This window comes from Vreelandella subterranea (assembly GCF_900111305.1).
GTDB classification, from domain to species: Bacteria; Pseudomonadota; Gammaproteobacteria; order Pseudomonadales; family Halomonadaceae; genus Vreelandella; species Vreelandella subterranea.
This window is the reverse complement of record NZ_FOGS01000001.1, coordinates 455,414-476,276: the sequence shown is the minus strand read 5'-3', so window position 1 is coordinate 476,276 and position 20,863 is coordinate 455,414. Positions and strand designations below refer to the sequence as shown.

The window sequence follows — 20,863 nt, the reverse complement described above, 5'->3', positions numbered from 1 at the left end:
CTCATAGGCGCTTGGCTCTGCAAAGCGCAGTGCCAAGCTGAGCCGATTTAAAGAATACCCGCCAGGAACACCACGATAACGCCAATCGGTGCGATAAAGCGCGCGACGATGTTCCATACGCTGAGCCCTGTACCGGACAGTGCCAGTTCCTGCTCGACGCTCTTGCGATCCAGGCACCATGCGACAAACACAACGGCGCCAAGGCCGGTGAGCGGCAGCAGAATCTTCGCGGTGAAGGTATCCAGCAAGTCGAAGATGTTCAGCCCGAAGAACAATACATCTGACCACAGGTTGAACGACAGCAGCGCCGCGATACCCAACAGCCATATGACAATGCCGCTGACCAAGGTCGCCGGAACCCGTGACAGCGAGGTGCGCTCTTCAAGCATCTCGACGGTGGGTTCGAGCAACGAAATGGCCGAGGTCAGCGCGGCAAAGGTCAGCAGCAGGAAGAACATCAGCCCCAGAATGACGCCGCCGGTCATGTTGCCAAACGCGATCGGCAGGGTGACGAAGATAAGTCCCGGCCCTTCGCCAGCGCTCAGGCCGTTGGCAAATACGATGGGGAAAATTGCCAAACCGGCCAGCAACGCGATGGCGGTATCAATGATGATGACCGTGCGTGCCGTGCTCAGCAGGTTGACGTCTTCGCCCAGGTACGAGCCGTAGGCCATCATGATGCCCATGCCCAGTGAAAGCGTGAAGAACGCCTGACCCATGGCGGCCAGCACCACGCCGCCATTCAGCGCACTCCAGTCAGGGCTGAACATGAAGGCCAGCGTTTCACCGAAGTGGCCGGTGGTCATGCCGTAACCCACGAGGATCAGCATCAAGATGATCAGGGCAGGCATCAGTGAGCGCACGGCACTCTCCAGCCCCTTGGTCACGCCGCGGGCCACAATGCCGATGACCAGCAGCATGAAGGCGCTGTGCCACAGCAGCAGCGTGCCGGGGTTGGCCAGCATGCCGTTAAAGATCGCGCCTATGCTGTCGGCATCCTGGCCGCTGAAGGTGCCCATGACCGAGCTCAGCGTGTAGTTGAGCGACCAGCCACCAATCACGCTGTAGAACGACAGGATCAGGAAACCGGCGAGGACGCCGCTGATACCGACCAGCGCCCAACCCTTGGACTTGCCGCTTTGGCTGGCCAGTTCTTTCATGCTGTCGATAGGGTTTTTCTGCCCGCGTCGACCGATCATCCACTCGGAAAGCAAGATGGGCACGCCCACCAATGCCACGCAGGCAAGATAGACCAGTACGAAGGCTGCGCCACCGCTTTCGCCCACCAAATAAGAGAAGCGCCAAATATTGCCCAGGCCAACCGCCGAGCCTGCGGCGGCCAGCACAAAGGCCATCTTGGATGACCACTGCGCATGTGCAAGTTTTGCCATACATCACCTGTTGAAAAATTGATTGTAATAAGTCGTTGTCGGCGCGTTGCACCGTTATTCGAAAAAGCCACTGACAGAAAATTGCCGGTGTCGTTTTCAAAAGTATGCGCAATTTATCCGATCAGTGCCGTGCATGCCAGTCAGCACCGCTAAAAAGCCAGGTCAAAACAGTTGGCTCTGCTTTTCATGGGCAAAGGGGCCAAGCGGTGGCAGTGGCGTCGTCTCCTGAAGGTCGTTATAGAGCTGACGAGCGAGTGTCGGGGACTCGCGATTATCCGCGGTATGCACAAATAAGAAAGGGGTTTTCCCCTGATTTATCCACAGGGCAAGGCGGGATTTCCAAGCATCGAAGTAGCCAACATTGATGGCTTTGTCAACATGGCCAATAAAGCGAATCACAGGGTGATTCGCTGTTGAAAGCACGTGTAACGGGAGTTTCGGCTTTTCCTGCTGGGCGTGGGCCAGGCCAGGGTGATCGTTTGCCGGGGTCGAAAACAGCGGACGCACGTCGAGCATCACACGGTTCGCCCGATAAGTTATCAACAATCGGTTAAGGGCTTTCTCGGCGGCGCCCTTGTGGAAAAAATCAGGGTGACGCACTTCCACGGCACAGGCTAGATGCGCAGGCCAGGCGGCGAGCAGCGCTTCCAACTGGGGTAATTCATCGGGGCCAAAATCGCGGGGCAACTGAACCATGGTAGGGCCTAAGCGATCGTGAAGCGGGGCAAGGGCGTCTAGAAAGCCCCAGGCCTCTTCCAGGCGCGTTAAGCGCTGATCGTGGGTAACGCTGGCGGGAAGCTTAAAGCAAAAACGAAAGTTTGCGGGCGCCTGGCGTGCCCAGCCCGCGATCGTCTCCGGCTTGGGTGTGCCGCTGTAAAAGGTGGTATTGCCTTCGACGCTGGAAAACACCGCCGCATAATCGCTGAGCAGGTCGGTTTTGGCGTAACGCGGATAAAGCGTGCCCGACCAATCCTGGTTGGACCACATGGGCAAGCCGATATAGAGCGGGCACGTCATGGTATTGAGTCAGTCTCGAGAAAGATGGCGCTTAATGTAACAGTCGGACAAGTGACGCTGCCAACGCTTGTTGGGGCTGGACAAGCACGGATGGCATTTTGATGAAGCTATGGGAAGAAAATATGCAATTGTCGGCGTAACAGGCGCGTTACTATCTACCCAGGCTTTATGATCAAGGAGCGCACGATGAGCGCAGCGCACGTCAGCAGCGACGATATTCGCGACCAATTTTCCAAGGCCATGTCGGCCATGTACCAGCAGGAAGTCCCCCAATACAGTGCCCTGCTGTCGCTGGTCGCGGCGGTGAATGAAGAGGTGCTGGCGGCGTCGCCGACGCTGCGCGAGACGCTCGCCGCCGATAATGCCCTGGCGCGCCTCGGCGTGGAGCGTCACGGGGCGATTCGCGTTGGCACTGCCAATGAGCTTTCGCTACTTCGCCGCATGTTCGCGGTGATGGGCATGCAGCCCGTGGGTTACTATGACTTGGCCGCAGCCGGTGTGCCGGTCCATTCCACGGCGTTTCGCCCGGTCGACGATGCCGCGCTGTCGCGTAACCCCTTCCGCGTGTTCACCTCCCTGCTGCGCCTGGAACTGATCGACGATCCCGAGCTGCGCCAGCAGGCCAGCGAGATTCTCGATGCACGCCGTATTGTCACCCCGCAGGCGGAAGCCCTGATAGAGCGTTTTGAACGCCAGGGTGGGCTAACCGCTGAACAGGCTGAGCAGTTTGTCCATCAAGCATTGGAAACGTTTCGCTGGCACGAACAGGCCACGGTCGACCTGGCGACCTATCAGCGCTTGCAGCAGGAGCATCGGCTGATTGCGGACGTAGTGTGCTTCAAGGGCCCGCATATCAACCACCTGACGCCGCGTACCCTGGATATCGACGAGGTGCAGCGGCGTATGCCACAGGTGGGTATTGACCCCAAGGCGATCATCGAAGGGCCGCCGCGCCGTCGTTGCCCTATTCTGCTGCGCCAAACCAGCTTCAAGGCCCTGGAAGAGCCGATTTCGTTTGCCGATGCCGCCCAGGGGCATCACACCGCACGCTTTGGTGAAATCGAGCAGCGTGGTATCGCGCTAACCCACGCTGGACGCGCGTTGTACGACCGCTTGCTTGGCGAGGCGAAACAGGCAGCGGAGGCGGATAACGCCGCTCACCAGGCCCGCTTGGCAGCGGCGTTTGAGGCCTTTCCGGATGACGAAGAGACGCTGCGTCGCGACGGGTTGGCGTTTTTCCACTACCACGCGGTACCCGGTGCGCAAGTGGAAGAACCGGTCGATGACGATGACGTGGAACGGTTAATGGCACAAGGCGCGCTGACGGTCACACCGATGATTTATGAGGATTTTCTGCCGGTCAGCGCGGCGGGTATTTTCCAGTCGAACCTGGGCGACAAAGGCCATGACGGCTATGCGCGCGGGGCCAATCAGCAGCAGTTCGAGCAGGCGCTGGGCGTACCGGTGATCGATGAAGTCGCTCTCTACGCCGAGCGCCAGCAGGCATCGCTAGAACAGGCGCTTGCGCAATTGCAGTCAGCGCGCGACAGTTTGTCGGAGTGAATGCTTGTGTTCAGATGTTGCTAACAGAGGATATTAATTAATGAGCCAGCCAAAAGTTACGGTGCTTCATGGACCTAATCTAAATCTATTAGGAGTACGTCAACCAGACGTTTACGGCTACGAGACGCTGGACGATGTGAACAACGCTTTGCGTGAAAAAGCGCTCATGGCGGGCTGGGCCATTAACTGTTTTCAGAGTAATCACGAAGGCGAATTGATTGACACCATTCATGCGGCGCGTCTTGATGGAACGTTGGCCATCATCATAAACCCTGCGGCCTATACCCATACCTCTGTCGCTATCCTGGATGCGCTCAATGCCTTTGAGGGCAAGGTGATCGAGGTGCATATTTCTAATGTCCACAAGCGAGAAAGCTTCCGTCATCACTCCTATGTGTCATTGCGGGCAGACGGGGTGATTGCGGGGCTTGGGACGCAGGGTTACCAAGTAGCGCTGGACGCCATCATTGAATCCGATGGTTAAGGTATTGCACCTGCCAGGCCTACCAACAGAACAGGGTGCTCGATGAGCACCCTGTTTCGTTGGTGGGAAGAGCCGTTAACTCAACGACATCAGGCGCGTTTCTTCGCCCGTTTGCCGTCCGGCTGACTATCGTTCGCATCGCTGGGTTGTGGCAACGACGGCAGCGACTTGGCCAGCATTTCCACGCTGTGGCGGTAGTACAGCTGGCTTTTGTTATGCTCGCCGAGGCTGGCGTAGAGGCGGGCAAGCTCGGCGCAGACGACACCGCTGGGGCGTTGGCGCTGGCTGGCCTCAAAGTACTCTTGCGCTTTGGTCCATTTACCGGTACGTAGTGACAAACGCCCGCAGGCGAGCAGCAGCTCGGGGTCGTTGGGCCGCTCCTGGAGCCATTTCTCGGCCTTGACGAGCTGGCGCGACGGGTCGACGTTGAGCAGCCCGTAGCGCTTCACAAGCCGGGCATCCCAGTGATGGTCGAGAGAGTGGTTGAGCAACCGTTCGGCAATGGTGTCTTCGTTGGCCTGAAGCAGCGCTTCGGCGTACAGCACGATGAGCTCTGTCTTGCCGCGCAGGTAGTCGGGCATGTCGGCCCAGAGGCTGCGCACGCGTTCGATATCGCTCGGGTTTTTGGCCTCGAAGATAATCAGCTCACGGTACGCCTTGAACTCGAGCTCCTCGCGCTCCTGTTGTGAAATCAGCTTTTGCGCGGCTAATCGGGGGATCAAGCGGCGTAGTCCTTCCCAGTCGTTGACACTCAGGAAGACCTGCTTGAGCAGCTTGAGGACTTGGGGGTGATTCGACAGCTGCTTGTCCAGGCGGTTAAGAATTGCCAGCGCTTCTTCAGGCTGCTGGCGGTCGATCAGTAATTGCGCCTGCATCAAGCCAATCGCGGTATCGGCACCTTCCGTGGTCAGTTGGGCCTGATTGATGTGCTCCTGGGATTGGGTGTAGTTGCCTTGATAGTGCGCTGCCAGGGCCGCCGAGAGGTAGTTGACCAGCGGCGTGCTGGAATCATCCGCCGCTTTCACCAGGGTTTTCTCTGCGCGCTTCCAGCGCCCTTCGGTCATGGCCACCAGCCCGCGCACGGTACGCTTCATGGCGCGGCGGTTGCGGGCGCGGCTATTCCAGGTACGAAATCGGCCTACCGGGCGAATCATGCCGCTTAGCAGGCGCAGTATGAAATGCAGCACCAGGAAGGCGGCCAGCAGCAGCACAAGGCCAAACCAGAAGGAGGTTTGTACCGAGGTGTCTCCGACGCGTATCAGCCAGTAGCCGGGCACTGACATCATCAGATGGCCAAACAGCGCCCCAACGGCTAGCCCGGCGACAATCAGCAGGATGAGCTTTCTCATGACTCACCTCCCTCTTGCTGGCGCGACTCGTGACGGTTGTTGATAAATTCCGCCATGGCCTGCTGCGACCCGCTGATATCAGGTAGTTCGGGCTCGACGGTCACGTTTCGGAGCTCTTCAAGGCGTTCGATAACACGCTGGGCTTCCTGGCGAGAGGTGTCGTAGTAGCCGTTGATCAGCTCCAATGCCTTATCGATACTCGCTTCGTAAAGACCCTGTTCTTCTTTGAGCAGCGCAAGCTGGGCTTGTTCGAGTATCAAGCGCAGGCTTTGGCGCAGGTACGACTCCTGTTCCGGGGTCACCAGGGCTTCCAGAGCCTCGTCATGGTGACGGATCATGACCAGGTCTTTCAGCTCTTCGCCGAAGCGCGCCAACTGGCGCTGGAAGGTGCCGGAGGGCGGCTGTTCAATGCTTGAGGTAACGGCACGCTCTTCCACTTCCTGGGCAAGGCGCAGGCCGGCGACGCGCTCCTGTTGCGCATTCAGGGCCAGATAAACCCCGGTGCGGTCGAGGCGCGGAACGGCGTCAAGGGCGGCCAGTTCGTTGGCAATTTCACGCCGTACGGGGGTCAGTGCAGGGTTGTCGGCATCAGCCAAGCGTGCATCGGCGGTGCGCAGCAGGGCGGTGGCACCCTCAACATCACCTTCCAGCTGTAGACGCTGGTTGGCTAGACGCAATAAATAAGCGGCTTCGGCATGCAGCCAGTCGCGTTCATCGGTTTCCTGCTCTTGAGAGAGCTGGGCGAGGACGTCATCCAGGGTGTCGTCGACGTTACTGCGATAGTTGGCAAACTCATCACGCAGCTCGCTGATAGTGCTATCCAACCGTTGCTCGCGCTCGGCCTGAGCGCTTTCAAGCTGCGCGGCAAGGTCGTCAACGGACTGTTGCGTCGCACTGCTTTCACTGAGTTCATTAAGCCGCTGCTGCTGGGCTTCCAGGCGGAGCCAGCCCTGCCAAGCGACCACGCCAACCGCTATCGCCAATAGCAGTACCAGTACAATGGCGACCCCACCTTTGCCTTTGCCGCCGCCGCCAGTAGGCGTCGTGGCCTGGGGCGGCGGGGTTTGCTTGTTGCCCGAACCCGAAGAAGGCGCTGACGATGAAGCAGCACTGTCAGCGCTGTTGGAGGGGGTGTCCTGTGAAGAAGTGGTCTTCTTGGGATCGCTGGACGCAGAGGCTTTTTGCCCGTCGCTTGACGCGCTTGATTGATTGGCCCCTTGATGCTTTTGCTGGGCCGTCTCCTGAGCCGCATTCTTGGCGCTTTTCTGACGTCGCCGTGAGCGCTGGCCATTGGAAGCCGTCGTCTGTGACGACGGTGAGGCGGGTGCGTCCGTCGAGGGGCCGGCGGCGTCGCCACGATTACCCGTATTGGGGCTACCTGTATTAGGGGAACCCGTTGTGGAGGATGACGCCTCGGCTGTCTTCGCCTCACCGGCGTTATTGGCCGCGTTTTTTGGGGTGTCGTCCTGATCGCTTGTTTGTTTGCTCATCTGTCGCTAGCCCTTGTTAAGTTCCTTGATCGACATCGGCACCCGCTGGGTCTAGGCCCGAGCCAACGCGGCGATTAACGCCGGTGGTGTGGCTCCTGACGCCACGATGGGGGCATAAAACCCCAGTCTTTCAGCCAGTGTAGCCAAACGGCGACTGGAAACGATTAGCGGTTGGTTCAACGCTGCCGGTTGGCACCATTTTGCCAGATGTTCTAAGAGTTCGCCGCTGGTGACGATCAACGCCCGGTAATTACCCGCCGCGAGACGGTCTTGCATGGGGCGCGATGGCGCCAGCAAATGGCGGCGATAAACGGCCAAAGGTGTCACCCGGGCGCCGCGTTCGGCAAGCGTATCGGCCAGCAGCGCGCGCCCGCTTTCTCCCGCAACGATCAAAACGCGCTGGTGAGAAAGCGTTTGCAGTGATGCCAAGCGGAGCAGCGCCTCGCTGGTATCCTCACCCTCGCGCGGCGGCGGCACATGCACACGCACGCCTAACTGGTCGTAAAGCAAGGCCGCCGTACTTTGGCCAACGCTATAGTAGTCAATGCCAACCGGCAGCTGTGGCCAGTAGCGGTCGAGCGCCTCGCTCAAACAGCCAGCGGCAAAGGGACTCACAACGACGATCTTATGGTACTCATCAACATTCAGCCAAACCTGACGCATGGCGGCGTCTTCGGGCAGCGCCTGAAGCTGCATCACGTCCAGCGCTTCAACACTGACGCCTGCGCTGCGCAACGCCTCTGCCAGTGCTACCCCTCTAGCCCCGGGCCGGGTGATCAGTACCGGTAACGTCATATGTCGTTGCCGTATACCTCGGCCAGAATCTTGCCAGCTCCCTGGTCCAGCAGCTCCTCGGCGATGCGAATCCCCAAGGCTTCGGGTTCGTGCATCGAGCCGTGGCCTTCCGCACGGAGCACTTCAGTGCCTTCCGGATTGCCCACCAGCCCACGCAGCCACATCGTCTCTTTATCAAGGTCAAGCACTGCATGACCGGCAATGGGCACCTGGCAGCCGCCTTCCAGGCGCGTATTCATCGCTCTTTCCGCACGAACACGTGTAGCCGTATCAGCATCATCCAACGGCGCCAGAAGTGCAATCAATTCAGGATCGTGCAGCCGACATTCAATCCCAAGGGCACCCTGACCGCAGGCAGGCAGGCAGATTTCAGGCGGCATTGCCTGGGTAATGCGGTTGTCCAGTCCGAGCCGTTTTAGGCCGGATGTGGCCAGGATGATTGCATCGAATTCACCGCTATCCAGTTTGCCCAGGCGGGTCTGGACATTGCCGCGCAGATTCAGAATGCTTAGATCAGGGCGCGCTTCGCGCATCTGCAGGCCCCGGCGCAGGCTGGCCGTGCCAATGCGTGCGCCCTCCGGCAGCTCGTCAAGACTTTGGTAATGGTTTGAGACAAAGGCGTCGGTGGGATCGGCACCTTCGAGAATGATCGACAGGCCCAAGCCTTCGGGGAAATGCATGGGGACATCTTTCATGGAATGCACCGCGATGTCGGCGCGACCATCCAGCATGGCTTCTTCCAGTTCCTTGACAAACAATGCCTTGCCGCCAATTTTGGAAAGCGGTGTATCGGTGATTTTGTCGCCTCGAGTGGACAGTGGCACAAGTTCGACCTCAAGTCCGCTGTGTACCGCCATCAGGCGGTCACGAACATGCTCCGCTTGCCACATCGCCAGCTGGCTTTTCCGGGTGGCGATGCGTAGTTTGGTGATAGATGCCACGTTATTCTCCTTTGTCGCTGACACGACGCGTCAAACTATGATAACTCTCATCATAAAGCACCCGGCTACCCAGTAAAAATAACCGATGCCGCAAGCGATCTTGAATGCGTCCCAAGTTGCTTGCCTCAGGATACCCTATGACGCCCTCTATACCGCATGGACAGCTGGATCAGTTTTTCTTGCTTTCTCATGATCTGTTTTGCTGCCTTGACCTGAAGGGGCAGGTTCTGCAAGTGAATCCTGCCTTTGAAAGCCTTCTGGGCTACCCCGCCCGGGAACTGCTGGGTAAAAGTGCCGGGAAGGTGATTGATCAGCGCGACCATGCGTTGATTGAGGCGAAACTTGCGTGCCTGGTGGCGGGGGAGAAGGTCGCGCCCTTTGAGGTGCGTGCGCGTTCGACCTCAAAGGCACTGCATTGGCTGGAGATTGACCCCTCCCTGAGCGAGGGCATGGTCTATGTGGTGGCGCGGGTCGTTACCAAGCGCAAGCACGTGGAAGACCAATTACGGCGTACCCAGCAGCTGTTCAGGATCGTTGGGGAGACGGCATTAATCGGTGGCTGGTATGTGGATATGGACGAGGGAAGGCCCACCTGGTCCGATGAAGTCTGTCTGATTCATGGGGTGGAACCGGGGTTTCAGCCCACCTTTGAGGACGCCGTTGGGTTTTATACCGCGGCGTCACAGCCGCGTATCAAGGCACGCTTTGCCGCCTGCTGTGAACGAGGGGTCGATTTCGATGAAGCCTTTGAAATCGTTACCCGCGACCACCGGCCGATCTGGGTACGTGTGATCGGCAAGGCGGTTCACGACAGCGAGGGCAACGTGATTCGGGTGCAGGGCTCCACCCAGGACATAACCGCCAGCAAAGCCACCGAGCGCCAGTTGCAGTTGCTGGAGCGCAGCGTCGAGTCCAGCACCAATGGTATCTTGATCGTGGATGCGGGGAGCGCCGACCTGCCCATCGTGTATGTCAACACGGCATTTGAACGGATCACTGGTTATAACCGGCAAGAGGTGAAGGGGCGTAATTGTCGCTTCCTGCAAGGTGAAGAGACCGACCCAAACGCCGTTAAACAGTTACGCAAGGCCATTGCCGCACAGACCGAAGTACATGTGGTGATTCGCAATTATCGCCGTAGCGGCGCCCCGTTCTGGAACGACCTTTACATTTCGCCGGTACGCGATGAGTCGGGTCAGGTAACGCATTTCATCGGCGTGCAAAACGACATTTCCGAACAGCGTGAATACCAGGCACAGCTGGCTTATAACGCCAACCATGACGCGCTGACCGGGCTGCCCAACAGGGCGCTGCTGACCCAGCGGCTGGAACACGGTTGCTTGGTGGCGCGCCGCTACCGCCGCCATATGGCCGTAATGTTCATCGACCTGGACGAGTTCAAGCCGATCAATGACACCCTCGGGCATGAAGTGGGCGACTTTATCCTTGTGGAAGTTGCCAAGCGTCTGGAAGAGGAAGTGAGGCCCTGGGATACCGTGGCGCGTTTTGGCGGCGATGAATTCGTGGTGTTGCTGCCGGATCTGGCCGACCCAAACGATGTCATTCAAGTGGTGGAACGGATTCTCACCCGCTTGGCGACCCCCTACTGGCACCAAGGGGGCGAACTGCGGATTACCGCGAGTATCGGGGTGGCGATGAGCGACGGTACGGTCAGCGACCCGCCCCAACTGATCCAGCAGGCCGACTTGGCGATGTTCAAAGCCAAGCGGCGCGGGCGTAATACCTGCCAGTGGTATACGGAGGACCTCAATCGCAAGGTCAGCGAACGGGTCAGCTTGCGTAATGCGCTGCAGCATGCGATTGAGCAGCAGCAGTTCGAGTTGCACTTCCAGCCGCAAATGCACGGGCCCAGCGGCAGGGTGGTGGGCGTGGAAGCGCTGATCCGCTGGCCGCACCCCGAGCGCGGTTTCATTCCGCCCGGCGATTTCATTGGCCTGGCGGAAGACACCGGGCAAATCATTCCGATCAGCGACTGGGTGCTCGACACCGCCTGCCGTGTTGCCAAGCAGCTGAACGAGCTGGGCCTGGGGCGCATCACCATGGCGGTCAACGTCTCGCCGATGCATTTCCAGCGCCCCGGCTTTCTGGAAACGATTGAGCGCGTGCTGGAGGAAAGCGGCCTGGCGCCGGACCTGCTTGAACTGGAACTGACCGAAGGCGTGCTGATGGACAGCGCCGAGCAGGCCATTCAAACCCTGCAGCGCATACGGCAGTTGGGCGTGCACATTGCTTTGGATGATTTCGGCACCGGTTTTTCCAGCCTGAGTTACCTGAAGCACCTCCCCATTAACAGAATCAAAATAGACCGTTCATTTGTGCGTGATGTGATTACCGACCACTACGATGCCGCCATCATTGACGGCGTTGTCGCCATGGCGGGGAAAATGGGGCTAGAGGTGCTGGTCGAGGGTGTGGAAACCGCTGAGCAGTTTGCCTACCTGACGAAGCGTCACTGTGACTACTTTCAAGGCTACTACTTCGCCCGCCCCATGCCATTAAAGGCGCTGCTTGCTTTCTTAGTCGCCCCACCAGCGTTGATGACACCATAGCGATTGAGGCCGTCGTGATAAAAACGGCGTCCCGCTCCCGACGGCGACTCTGTTACACTTTCTGCCATCGACTCTAATTGTTTTTGTCAGCAGGATATGCCTCCGATGAGCCAAGCTACGAACCAGTCCTGGGGCGGTCGCTTCAGCGAGCCCACCGATGCCTTTGTGGAACGCTTTACCGCGTCCGTCAATTTTGATCAACGCCTGGCCCCCCAGGATATTCAGGGTTCCATTGCCCATGCCACGATGCTGGCGCGTGTCGGCGTGCTGACGGACGACGAGCGTGACGCGATTATCAACGGCTTGAGCGAGATCAAGGGCGAGATCGAGCGCGGTGAGTTTGAGTGGTCGGTGCCGCTGGAAGACGTGCACATGAACATCGAAGCCCGGCTGACCGACAAGATTGGCATTACCGGCAAGAAGCTGCACACCGGCCGCTCGCGCAACGACCAGGTGGCCACCGATATCCGTCTGTTCATGCGCGACGCCATCGACGTCATCGAAGCCGAGCTTGTTCGCCTGCGTGAAGGCATGATCGGGCTTGCTGACCGCGAGGCCGAGACCATCATGCCGGGTTTCACCCATCTGCAAACGGCCCAGCCGGTCACCTTTGGCCACCATCTGCTGGCCTGGCAGGAAATGATGGCCCGGGATCACGAGCGGCTCCTGGATTGTCGCAGGCGGGTTAACGTGATGCCGCTGGGCGCCGCCGCGCTGGCCGGTACCACCTATCCGATTGACCGCCATGTCACCGCGGAGCTGTTGGGCTTTGAGCGCCCGGCGGAAAACTCGCTGGACGCCGTGTCCGATCGTGATTTTGCCATCGAATTCACCAGTTTCGCCAGCATCCTGCTGATGCACCTGTCGCGCATGAGCGAAGAGCTGGTGCTGTGGACCAGCGCCCAGTTCGATTTTATCGACCTGCCCGACCGCTTCTGCACCGGCTCGTCGATCATGCCGCAGAAGAAAAACCCCGATGTGCCCGAGCTGGTGCGCGGCAAGACCGGCCGTATCTATGGGCACCTGATGAGCCTGCTGACGCTGATGAAGTCCCAGCCGCTGGCCTACAACAAGGACAATCAGGAAGACAAGGAGCCGCTGTTTGACGCCGTGGATACCGTGCGCGACTGCCTGAAAGCCTTTGCCGACATGGTGCCGGCCATCGAGCCCAAGAAAGCCAGCATGTTCGAAGCGGCGCGCAAAGGCTTTTCCACGGCCACCGACCTGGCCGACTACCTGGTGCGCAAAGGGGTGGCCTTCCGTGATGCCCATGAGATCGTCGGTCAGTCGGTGGCCTATGGGCTGAAGGCGGAGAAAGACCTGTCGGAAATGACGCTCGATGAGCTCAAGCAGTTCTCGGCCACCATTGAGCAGGATGTGTTCGAGGTGCTGACGCTGGAGGGCTCCGTGGCCGCGCGCAATCACATCGGCGGGACGGCCCCCGACCAGGTGCGTGCCGCCGCCCAGCGTGCCCGCGACGCTCTGGCCGCCATCAAAGGGGAAGCGCAATGAAAAAAATCGCCTTGCTCGCCGTTGTCGCCCTGTTACTGGTGGGCTGCGGACAAAAAGGGCCGCTCTATCTGCCCGATAACGATAATGTCGACCAGCAGGAGGGTTAAGTGGATCATTTCAACGACCGTGACGGCCTGCTTTTTGCCGAAGATGTCCCGCTTGACCGTATCGCCGAGATATACGGTACGCCTTGCTACGTCTATTCAAAGGCAACCCTGACGCGCCATTTCCGCGCTTATACCGAAGCGCTGGGTGGCCACCCACACCTGATCTGCTACGCGGTAAAGGCCAACTCCAATATCGCCGTGCTGGGGCTATTGGCCAAGCTGGGAGCGGGTTTTGACATTGTGTCGGTGGGCGAGCTTGAGCGTGTGCTCAAGGCGGGCGGCGACCCGGCCAAGGTCGTGTTTTCCGGCGTGGCCAAGCAGCCAAAGGAAATGGCCCGTGCGCTGGAAGTGGGCATCAAATGCTTCAACGTCGAGTCACGCCCCGAGCTCGAGCGGCTGAACGCCGTGGCGGGCGAGCTGGGCAAGGTGGCGCCGGTGTCGCTGCGGGTCAATCCCGATGTGGACGCGGGCACCCACCCGTACATTTCCACCGGCCTCAAGGACAACAAGTTCGGCATACCCGTCGACGATGCCCTGACGGTGTACGAACTGGCCGCGAGTCTGCCCAACCTGCAGGTCAAGGGCCTGGATTGCCATATTGGTTCCCAGCTCACCGAAACCGCGCCCTTCCTGGATGCCCTGGAGCGTTTGCTGGTGCTCATGGAGCGCCTGCGCGAGCGTGGCATCGAGATCGACCACCTGGATCTTGGCGGCGGCCTTGGCGTGCCCTACCGGGATGAAACGCCGCCACACCCGTTTGACTACGCCAGCCAGCTACTCTCGCGCCTGTCGCGCTGGGAAGGCGGCGAGCAATTGACGCTGCTGTTCGAACCCGGTCGTTCGATTGCCGCCAACGCCGGGATCATGCTCACCCGAGTGGAGTTTTTAAAGCCTGGCGAAACCAAGAACTTTGCCATCGTTGATGCCGCCATGAACGACCTGATACGCCCGGCGCTGTACCAGGCATGGCAGGCCATTGTGCCGGTGGATACGCGTTTGGCGCGGGACACCTCCACCTACGATGTGGTGGGGCCGGTCTGTGAAACGGGCGACTTCCTGGGCCAGGCGCGCGAGTTGGCGATTGCCGCGGGTGACCTGCTGGCCGTGCGCTCCGCCGGTGCCTATGGGTTCGTCATGGCGTCCAACTACAACAGCCGCCCGCGCCCCGCCGAAGTGATGGTGGACGGCGAACACTGCCATCTGGTGCGCGCCCGTGAAACGCTGGAAAGCCTGTGGGCCGGTGAAGCCTTGCTGCCCGAAGGAGGCGTTTAATGCTTTTGCACTTCACCAAAATGCATGGCCTCGGCAATGACTTCATGGTGGTCGACCTGGTCACCCAGCGCGCCCGCCTGCGCGACGAGCAAATCCGTCAACTGGCGGACCGGCGTTTTGGCATCGGTTTTGACCAGCTGCTGATCGTGGAGCCGCCCAGCGACCCCGATATGGACTTTCGCTACCGGATCTACAACGCTGATGGCAGCGAAGTCGAAAATTGCGGCAATGGGGCGCGCTGTTTTGCGCGCTTCGTTCGCGATCAGCGACTGACCCACAAGCACGAAATTCGTGTTGAAACCGCTGGCGGCCCGCTGGTATTGAACGTTCAGCACGACGGCATGGTGCGTGTCGATATGGGGCAGCCGCGCTTTAATCCGGCAGCCGTGCCGTTCGACGCGCCGGGGGACCAGCCGCTGCATGATGTCGAGGTGGACGGTGAAACGCTGTCACTGGGTGTGGTATCGATGGGCAATCCCCATGCGGTGCTACAGGTGGATGACGTTGATACCGCCCCCGTGGCGCGCTTGGGGCCGCTGATCGAAGCGCATTCGCGCTTCCCCCAGCGGGTGAACGCTGGCTTTATGCAGGTGCTGTCAGCAAGCGAAATCCGGCTACGGGTGTTTGAACGCGGTAGTGGCGAAACGCTAGCCTGTGGTACCGGGGCCTGCGCCGCCGTCGCCAGTGGTATCCGCCAGGGGCTGTTAAAAAGTCCGGTGCGTGTCCATTTACTCGGCGGCGAGTTGAGTGTCGAGTGGCCGTCACCCGAGTCACCGCTGATCATGGTCGGCCCGGCGACGCATGTCTTCGACGGCCGGGTGGCGATTTACTAACGCCTTTGAACAACTGAACGCCTTTGAACAACTGATAGCACAAGCAGTCTTTGACTAACCCAAGGAGAACGGCGATGTCTCAAGCCCCAGAACCGCGCAAAACGCTCGACCCCGATCAAGTCGCGTTTTGGCTGGCGCGTCATCCCGATTTTTTCGTGGGGCGGGAAGGGCTGCTGCAGCAGTTGCAGGTTCCTCATCCGCATATTGACGGGGCGGTGTCGCTGCTTGAACGTCTGGTGATCGACTTACGCCAGCGCGCCGAGACCGCCGAAGGGCGTCTCGAGCATTTGCTGGAAACCGCCCGCCATAACGAGGCGCAGTACCGGCGACTGCGCGAAACGCTGCTGGCGCTGGTGGAAGCCGACACGCGTGACGCTTTGGCCCAGGCGTTGGCCACGCAGCTGAGTGAGCGCTTCAACACCCCCGCCATGGCGCTATGGTGCCCGGCGACATTAAGCGACGACGAACCCTCGCTGCCGCAGCCGCCCCGTCATGTGCTGGATCAGCATGCCAGTGCCCGGTTGGCGGCGTTGCTTGATGGCCGCACCAGTCGTTGCGCCAAGCTCAGCGTCAGCGACTGGAAGTGTTTGCTGCCCCACATCAAAGCGCCGCGCAAGGCAGGGTCGTGCGCTATTTCGCGGCTCTCGGCGGGCGAGCCGCTGGGTTACTTGCTGATTGCCAGCCCCGATGCCGATCAGTACCGCGCCAGTATGGACACGCTGTTTACCGAGTACCTTGGTGACATCGTGGCACGGCTGCTGATTCGCCTGGCCCCCCATGAATGACGACGCCACCTGCCAGCACGCTGAGGGGTTTCTCGCCTCGCTCGCACGCCACGCAAGCGAGGCGACTGTGGCGGCTTACCGTCAGGATATCGGCGCACTGTGCGGGTTTATTGAACGCCAGAACGATGATGCCGCCCCATTTGACCAGCACCTGCTGCGCGCATTTCTGGGGGAAGAGCGCCGCCGGGGGCTTGCGCCACGCAGCCTGGCCAGGCGTCGCGCGGCATTATCGCGGTTTGCCGATTACCTGGTGAAGCAGGGCGTCATTGCCGATAACCCGCTGGATCTGGTCCGTACACCCAAGCAACCCCAGCACTTACCGCGCCCGGTGGATGTCGATACGCTGGCGCGCTTCCTGGATACGCCGCACGATGACTCACCCCTGGCGCGGCGCGATCAGGCCATGCTGGAGCTTTTGTACTCGAGCGGCCTGCGCCTGGCGGAACTGGCGGCGCTCGACCTCGACGCCTTGCAGGACCGACGTGTCCGCGTGCTGGGCAAGGGCGGCAAGCCTCGCCAGGTGCCGGTGGGTGACCGTGCCCGGCAGGCGTTGGCGGCCTGGTTGAGCGTGCGGTCTCATCTGGCGCCTGACGCTGAAACCGCGCTGTTTGTCGGCCAGCGCGGGGCACGCCTGGGGCATCGGGCGATTCAAAAGCGGCTGGCGTCCCTTGCCATCGAGCGGGGGCTACCCGAGCATTTGCACCCTCACCGGCTACGTCATTCCTTCGCCAGTCATTTGCTCGAGTCCAGCCAGGACCTGCGCGCGGTGCAGGAACTGCTGGGCCATGCCAACCTCTCGACCACCCAGGTGTATACGCGGTTGGACTGGCAGCACCTGGCAACCAGCTATGACGCCGCGCACCCCCGCGCTAAACGCCGCCCACGGAGCGAGCCATGACCTCTCTCAAAGTGATTACCTTTGATCTGGACGATACCCTCTGGGATAACAGCGGCGTGATGGCGCGCACGGAAACCGGGCATTACGGCTGGCTGCTTGACAACCTGGCCGTATGGTTGGAAGAGCGTCGCTGGCCGCCGTGGCGGCTAGATGTTGATCAGGGGCTTGAGGATTATCTGCAACGCCGAAAGCGGCTGGCCCAGGAAGTGCCCGAACGGCGCGGCGACTTTACCTGGCTGCGTTTGCGTGCCCTGGAAGCGCAACTGGAAGCTCAGGGCTTGCCGCGTAGCGCCGCCACACTGTGGGCCGCCGCCGCCATGAATGAGTTCCATCGTCTGCGCGTGCAGGTAACGCCGCACCCTGAAGCCGCCGAGTTATTGGCAGACCTGGGGCAGCGCTATCGGCTGGCGGCCATCACCAACGGCAATATCCACCTGAAACGTCAGCCGCTGGCGGGTTACTTTGAAGTGGCGATTGCCGCCGGCGAACTACTGGCCCCCAAGCCCGACCCCACGGCGTTTCTGACCGCGCTTGAACGCTTCGAGGTCGCGCCGCAAAACGCCATGCACGTGGGCGATTCCTGGGAAGAAGACATAGTACCGGCCCTGCGGTTGGGCATGCACGCGGTGTGGATCAGCGAGGAGCGTCACGACGCGCTGCCCAAGGGCGTCCATCGGATTGGCCACGTGAGAGAACTGCGCGGCGTGCTGGCGGCGCTGAATAGCCCCTATTGAGGCGTTTGCAACCACTGGTCCAGACGCTGTGCGAGGGTGTCGACCCCGTCACGCTTGAGCGACGAAAACAGCTGAACCGATACCAGGTCTTCCCACTCCTTCAGGCGTGAACGTACTTGCTGCAACGCCGCGCTGGCGGGGCCCTTTTTCAGCTTGTCGGCCTTGGTGAGCAGAATATGCACCGGCATGTCACGCTGGTCGGCGAAACCCAGCATCATCTGGTCAAACTCGGTGAGCGGGTGGCGTACATCCATCAACAGCACCAGCCCGCGCAGGCTGAAGCGGCCGCGCAGGTAGTCGGACATGTGTTGCTGCCACTCCTGCTTGACCGTTTCGGGGACTTTGGCGTAGCCGTAGCCGGGTAGGTCGACCAGGCGGCGTGCCTCGTCGTTCATGATGCTAAAGAAGTTGATCAACTGGGTGCGCCCCGGCGTGCGCGAGGTGCGGGCCAGCGCTTTCTGCTGGGTGAGGGCGTTGATCGCGCTGGACTTTCCCGCGTTCGAGCGGCCTGCAAAGGCAACTTCGGCACCGGTGTCATCCGGGCAGAGGGCGAGCGTGGGTGCACTGGTCATAAATTGCGCGGTGGGGTAATTAAGTCGCACAGCTGAACTATCATGGGGGGTAGGCATGGCATTAATCCCGACAAACAAAGATAAAAACAATCAATAAGGTGACCAACAATGCGCGACAAGATTTCTGCAATTTGGAGGCTTCGCTATACTGCACACAGATGGGTTTCTACGGCCCGCAGGTAGTGTAACACCGTGCTCTGCCGGGCAGCGACCAAGGTGTCAGCTTGTTTTTCGTGCGGAGGCTTTGATAACACCAACCATAATGGAATTGCGATGAGAACATTACTGGCAAGCCTGGCCATTTCCCTGGGTGCCGCGGGGGCCGCCACGGCAGATCCACGGTCGGAGGCTGACGCGGCCGCCGGTGAAGCCCTGGCAACGCCCTGTGCGGCTTGTCACGGGCAAGCCGGCATTAGCCCGACGCCAACATTCCCGCACTTGGCGGGCCAGCAGATGTCGTATCTGGCCAAGCAGATCATGGATATTCGTGACGGTCGCCGAGAGGTCCCGCAAATGGCGGGGCAGGTGGATAATTACGATGATCAGGACGCCTGGGACGTGGCCGCCTTTTACGCCGAGCAGACGCCTCATCTTGGCCAGGCCGACGATGATGAAGCACTGTTGGCCCGTGGCGAGGAGCTGTACCGGGCCGGTGATATGGAAAATGGCATTCCGGCCTGCACTGCCTGCCATACGCCGACTGGCAGGGGCATAGGCAGCGCGGCTTATCCTGCGCTCTCGGGGCTGCAAATCGATTACACGGTCAGCACCCTGCAGGACTTTGCGGCCGGTGACCGGGACAACGACCCCAACGGCGTGATGCGTGATATCGCGGCCAAGATGAGCGATGACGACATGCAGGCGGTAGCCAATTATCTGCTGGGTTTGAATTAAACGACCGCCCTCAATAAGCTCGTGTTTATCACTTGCTTTGCCAAGCGGGGAACCCCGGCCGAGCGCTGGGGTCATAGAGACGCTTTCCCACGGAGAAGAATCACTATGTTGAAAACGTTAATGGTTGCTGTTGCTGGACTAAGCTTGTCAGCGGCGGTCAGTGCCCAGGAGCTGGTTGAAGGGCAGCACTACGAAGTGCTCGACGAGCCGGTCGAGACCCGGGTTGATGAGGGGCAAATTGAAGTGCTCGATGTGTTCTGGTTTGGCTGCCCGCACTGCTACCGCCTGCAACCCCACGTTAATGAGTGGGTCGAAACCCTCGACGATGACGTGGTGATTGAAAAAATGCCGGCGACCATGGGCGGCGACTGGAATACCCATGCCAACGCCTTCTATGCTGCCAAAGAGCTCGGCATTGAAGAGGCACTTCACGCGGATTTCTTCGACGCCATCCATCAGGATCAGCGTTCGTTGACCGAGGAAGACGAGATCGCTGCGTTTTTCACCGATTATGGCGTCAGTGAAGAGGAAGCCAAGGAAGCCCTCACCGCCTTTAACGTTCGCAGCAACGTGAACAAAGCCAACAGCCGCATGCGTGAAATGCGCCTGATGGGTGTGCCTGCACTGGTGATCGACGGTCGTTACGTCGTGACCCCAAGCAGTGCCGGCAGCCTTGAAAACATGCCCAATGTCGCCGATGCCCTGGTTGATCAGGTACGTGAAGCGCGCGGAGAGTAACGCTGTCTGACGCTGTATTCGGCACGGGGTTTTGCATGAAAGAGATGGAGGCACACGCGCCGCTGCTGAGCAGCGGCCAATTGCGCCTGTTGACGTTTAATCTCCAGGTCGGGATTCAGACCTCGGCGTATCATCACTACGTAACACGCAGCTGGCAGCACCTTCTGCCCCATCCTCAACGCTTGCAGCGACTGGCATTGATGGCCGAGGTGATGGGCAGGTTCGATGTGGTCGGGCTGCAGGAGGTCGATGGCGGCAGTTTTCGCTCAAGCCGCGTCAACCAGGTCGAATACCTGGCCGCCAAGGCAGGGTTGCCCCACCATTTCCAGCAGTTGAACCGCAACCTGGGACGCATTGCCCAGCACAGCAACGGGCTGCTGTCGCGGTTGGTACCGAGTCAGGTAGAGGAGCATCGTTTGCCAGGCGCAATGCCGGGGCGCGGTGCCATCCACGCGCGTTTTGGCGAGGGGCCGGAGGCGCTGCATATCTTTGTGGCGCATCTGGCGCTGAGCCATCGCGGGCGAGTGCGTCAGCTCAACTACCTCAGTGAAATCATCCAGCCGCTGCGCCATGTGGTGGTGATGGGGGATTTGAACTGCACCCCGGATCAATTGCATGCCCACGAACGCTTCAATAACGCCCTGCCGCTACATCCGGTAAAACCCCTGCTGAGCTACCCTTCCTGGCAGCCGCGGCGGGCGCTGGATCATATTCTGCTCTCCCAGTCCCTCGAGGTGGTGGACGTTCAGGTGCTGGATCATCTGTTCTCGGACCATCTCCCAATTGCTGTCGATCTACCCCTTCCCGACGCTTGTCTGGCGGCGATTCGCGCAAGCGTTAAATAATAAGCGCGTCTCGCTGTTTAGGGACGCTGCAATGTCTGCGTATTTGCGCTATTGTCTGGTGCGCTTGACTTCT

The 20,863-nt window shown here is 60.1% G+C and carries 19 protein-coding genes and 1 pseudogene; 13 read left to right on the top strand and 7 right to left on the bottom strand.

Annotation, left to right across the window (positions count from 1 at the left end; translation table 11 throughout):
* Positions 1 to 47: 47 nt before the first annotated feature.
* Together BMX75_RS02150 and BMX75_RS02145 are read right to left on the bottom strand one after the other, a co-directional pair.
* Positions 48 to 1,391 (bottom strand): sodium-dependent transporter, encoded by a 1,344-nt coding sequence (locus BMX75_RS02150; protein WP_092824840.1) that lies wholly within the window; start codon positions 1,389 to 1,391, stop codon positions 48 to 50.
* Between the two features lie 162 nt (positions 1,392 to 1,553).
* Positions 1,554 to 2,408 carry a DUF72 domain-containing protein gene (locus BMX75_RS02145; RefSeq protein WP_092824838.1) on the bottom strand — a complete coding sequence of 285 codons (855 nt, stop codon included), beginning with the start codon at positions 2,406 to 2,408 and terminating at the stop codon, positions 1,554 to 1,556.
* 186 nt (positions 2,409 to 2,594) lie between these two features.
* Between BMX75_RS02145 and hglS the strand changes: the two genes are divergently transcribed.
* Both hglS and aroQ read left to right on the top strand, forming a co-directional pair.
* On the top strand, positions 2,595 to 3,971 hold the full coding sequence (gene hglS, locus BMX75_RS02140; protein WP_092824837.1) for a 2-oxoadipate dioxygenase/decarboxylase HglS: 1,377 nt from the start codon (positions 2,595 to 2,597) through the stop codon (positions 3,969 to 3,971).
* Between the two features lie 40 nt (positions 3,972 to 4,011).
* Positions 4,012 to 4,455 (top strand): type II 3-dehydroquinate dehydratase, encoded by a 444-nt coding sequence (gene aroQ, locus BMX75_RS02135; RefSeq protein WP_092824836.1) that lies wholly within the window; start codon positions 4,012 to 4,014, stop codon positions 4,453 to 4,455.
* 89 nt (positions 4,456 to 4,544) lie between these two features.
* Here the strand turns inward: aroQ and BMX75_RS02130 are convergent, their stop codons facing one another.
* The 4 genes and pseudogenes from BMX75_RS02130 to hemC all read right to left on the bottom strand — a co-directional run bounded on the left by BMX75_RS02130 (position 4,545) and on the right by hemC (position 9,030).
* Positions 4,545 to 5,804 (bottom strand): heme biosynthesis HemY N-terminal domain-containing protein, encoded by a 1,260-nt coding sequence (locus BMX75_RS02130; RefSeq protein WP_066316375.1) that lies wholly within the window; start codon positions 5,802 to 5,804, stop codon positions 4,545 to 4,547.
* Entirely contained in the window at positions 5,801 to 7,294 is a 1,494-nt protein-coding gene (locus BMX75_RS02125; protein ID WP_092824834.1) for a uroporphyrinogen-III C-methyltransferase, read from the bottom strand. The genes BMX75_RS02130 and BMX75_RS02125 overlap by 4 nt, the downstream gene beginning before the upstream one ends.
* 16 nt (positions 7,295 to 7,310) lie before the next feature.
* A pseudogene (locus BMX75_RS02120) lies at positions 7,311 to 8,089 on the bottom strand (uroporphyrinogen-III synthase).
* Positions 8,086 to 9,030 carry a hydroxymethylbilane synthase gene (gene hemC, locus BMX75_RS02115; protein WP_092824832.1) on the bottom strand — a complete coding sequence of 315 codons (945 nt, stop codon included), beginning with the start codon at positions 9,028 to 9,030 and terminating at the stop codon, positions 8,086 to 8,088. The pseudogene BMX75_RS02120 and the gene hemC overlap by 4 nt, the downstream one beginning before the upstream one ends.
* A 137-nt stretch (positions 9,031 to 9,167) precedes the next feature.
* On the opposite strand from hemC, the gene BMX75_RS02110 reads away from it, so the two are divergent.
* The 8 genes from BMX75_RS02110 to BMX75_RS02075 all read left to right on the top strand — a co-directional run bounded on the left by BMX75_RS02110 (position 9,168) and on the right by BMX75_RS02075 (position 17,741).
* Positions 9,168 to 11,600 carry a sensor domain-containing protein gene (locus tag BMX75_RS02110; RefSeq protein ID WP_092824830.1) on the top strand — a complete coding sequence of 811 codons (2,433 nt, stop codon included), beginning with the start codon at positions 9,168 to 9,170 and terminating at the stop codon, positions 11,598 to 11,600.
* A 105-nt stretch (positions 11,601 to 11,705) separates the two neighbouring features.
* Positions 11,706 to 13,112: an argininosuccinate lyase gene (argH, locus tag BMX75_RS02105; protein WP_092824828.1), complete on the top strand. Its 1,407-nt coding sequence runs from the start codon at positions 11,706 to 11,708 to the stop codon at positions 13,110 to 13,112.
* Complete coding sequence (gene lptM, locus BMX75_RS02100; RefSeq protein ID WP_092824826.1) at positions 13,109 to 13,219, top strand: LPS translocon maturation chaperone LptM; 111 nt, start codon at positions 13,109 to 13,111, stop codon at positions 13,217 to 13,219. Before argH ends, lptM begins: the two co-directional genes overlap by 4 nt.
* Positions 13,220 to 14,491: a diaminopimelate decarboxylase gene (gene lysA, locus BMX75_RS02095; RefSeq protein ID WP_092824824.1), complete on the top strand. Its 1,272-nt coding sequence runs from the start codon at positions 13,220 to 13,222 to the stop codon at positions 14,489 to 14,491.
* The gene (gene dapF / locus BMX75_RS02090; RefSeq protein ID WP_092824822.1) at positions 14,491 to 15,324 is read left to right on the top strand and encodes a diaminopimelate epimerase; all 834 of its coding nucleotides are present in this window, start codon (positions 14,491 to 14,493) and stop codon (positions 15,322 to 15,324) included. Before lysA ends, dapF begins: the two co-directional genes overlap by 1 nt.
* Positions 15,325 to 15,398: 74 nt before the next feature.
* Positions 15,399 to 16,109 carry a DUF484 family protein gene (locus BMX75_RS02085; RefSeq protein ID WP_092824820.1) on the top strand — a complete coding sequence of 237 codons (711 nt, stop codon included), beginning with the start codon at positions 15,399 to 15,401 and terminating at the stop codon, positions 16,107 to 16,109.
* Positions 16,102 to 17,007 (top strand): tyrosine recombinase XerC, encoded by a 906-nt coding sequence (locus BMX75_RS02080; protein WP_092824818.1) that lies wholly within the window; start codon positions 16,102 to 16,104, stop codon positions 17,005 to 17,007. The genes BMX75_RS02085 and BMX75_RS02080 overlap by 8 nt, the downstream gene beginning before the upstream one ends.
* On the top strand, positions 17,004 to 17,741 hold the full coding sequence (locus tag BMX75_RS02075; protein ID WP_092824816.1) for an HAD family hydrolase: 738 nt from the start codon (positions 17,004 to 17,006) through the stop codon (positions 17,739 to 17,741). Before BMX75_RS02080 ends, BMX75_RS02075 begins: the two co-directional genes overlap by 4 nt.
* Here the strand turns inward: BMX75_RS02075 and yihA are convergent.
* Positions 17,735 to 18,370: a ribosome biogenesis GTP-binding protein YihA/YsxC gene (gene yihA / locus BMX75_RS02070; RefSeq protein WP_092824814.1), complete on the bottom strand. Its 636-nt coding sequence runs from the start codon at positions 18,368 to 18,370 to the stop codon at positions 17,735 to 17,737. The genes BMX75_RS02075 and yihA overlap by 7 nt on opposite strands.
* A gap of 216 nt (positions 18,371 to 18,586) precedes the next feature.
* Here yihA and BMX75_RS02065 point away from each other — a divergent pair, with 216 nt between their 5' ends.
* The 3 genes from BMX75_RS02065 to BMX75_RS02055 all read left to right on the top strand — a co-directional run bounded on the left by BMX75_RS02065 (position 18,587) and on the right by BMX75_RS02055 (position 20,790).
* Positions 18,587 to 19,207 (top strand): c-type cytochrome, encoded by a 621-nt coding sequence (locus BMX75_RS02065; protein ID WP_092824812.1) that lies wholly within the window; start codon positions 18,587 to 18,589, stop codon positions 19,205 to 19,207.
* Positions 19,208 to 19,312: 105 nt separating this feature from the next.
* The gene (locus BMX75_RS02060; protein WP_092824810.1) at positions 19,313 to 19,945 is read left to right on the top strand and encodes a thiol:disulfide interchange protein DsbA/DsbL; all 633 of its coding nucleotides are present in this window, start codon (positions 19,313 to 19,315) and stop codon (positions 19,943 to 19,945) included.
* 35 nt (positions 19,946 to 19,980) lie between these two features.
* Positions 19,981 to 20,790, top strand: coding sequence for an endonuclease/exonuclease/phosphatase family protein (locus BMX75_RS02055; protein WP_092824808.1), 810 nt, complete (start codon positions 19,981 to 19,983; stop codon positions 20,788 to 20,790).
* The last annotated feature ends 73 nt before the right edge of the window (positions 20,791 to 20,863 follow it).

Coding starts and splice junctions, on each gene's coding strand:
- BMX75_RS02150 (WP_092824840.1), bottom strand. CDS start 1,391: ATGGCAAAACTTGCACATGCGCAGTGGTCATCCAAGATGGCCTTTGTG.
- BMX75_RS02145 (WP_092824838.1), bottom strand. CDS start 2,408: ATGACGTGCCCGCTCTATATCGGCTTGCCCATGTGGTCCAACCAGGAT.
- hglS (WP_092824837.1), top strand. CDS start 2,595: ATGAGCGCAGCGCACGTCAGCAGCGACGATATTCGCGACCAATTTTCC.
- aroQ (WP_092824836.1), top strand. CDS start 4,012: ATGAGCCAGCCAAAAGTTACGGTGCTTCATGGACCTAATCTAAATCTA.
- BMX75_RS02130 (WP_066316375.1), bottom strand. CDS start 5,804: ATGAGAAAGCTCATCCTGCTGATTGTCGCCGGGCTAGCCGTTGGGGCG.
- BMX75_RS02125 (WP_092824834.1), bottom strand. CDS start 7,294: ATGAGCAAACAAACAAGCGATCAGGACGACACCCCAAAAAACGCGGCC.
- BMX75_RS02110 (WP_092824830.1), top strand. CDS start 9,168: ATGACGCCCTCTATACCGCATGGACAGCTGGATCAGTTTTTCTTGCTT.
- argH (WP_092824828.1), top strand. CDS start 11,706: ATGAGCCAAGCTACGAACCAGTCCTGGGGCGGTCGCTTCAGCGAGCCC.
- lptM (WP_092824826.1), top strand. CDS start 13,109: ATGAAAAAAATCGCCTTGCTCGCCGTTGTCGCCCTGTTACTGGTGGGC.
- dapF (WP_092824822.1), top strand. CDS start 14,491: ATGCTTTTGCACTTCACCAAAATGCATGGCCTCGGCAATGACTTCATG.
- BMX75_RS02085 (WP_092824820.1), top strand. CDS start 15,399: ATGTCTCAAGCCCCAGAACCGCGCAAAACGCTCGACCCCGATCAAGTC.
- BMX75_RS02080 (WP_092824818.1), top strand. CDS start 16,102: ATGAATGACGACGCCACCTGCCAGCACGCTGAGGGGTTTCTCGCCTCG.
- BMX75_RS02075 (WP_092824816.1), top strand. CDS start 17,004: ATGACCTCTCTCAAAGTGATTACCTTTGATCTGGACGATACCCTCTGG.
- yihA (WP_092824814.1), bottom strand. CDS start 18,370: ATGCCTACCCCCCATGATAGTTCAGCTGTGCGACTTAATTACCCCACC.
- BMX75_RS02065 (WP_092824812.1), top strand. CDS start 18,587: ATGAGAACATTACTGGCAAGCCTGGCCATTTCCCTGGGTGCCGCGGGG.
- BMX75_RS02060 (WP_092824810.1), top strand. CDS start 19,313: ATGTTGAAAACGTTAATGGTTGCTGTTGCTGGACTAAGCTTGTCAGCG.
- BMX75_RS02055 (WP_092824808.1), top strand. CDS start 19,981: ATGAAAGAGATGGAGGCACACGCGCCGCTGCTGAGCAGCGGCCAATTG.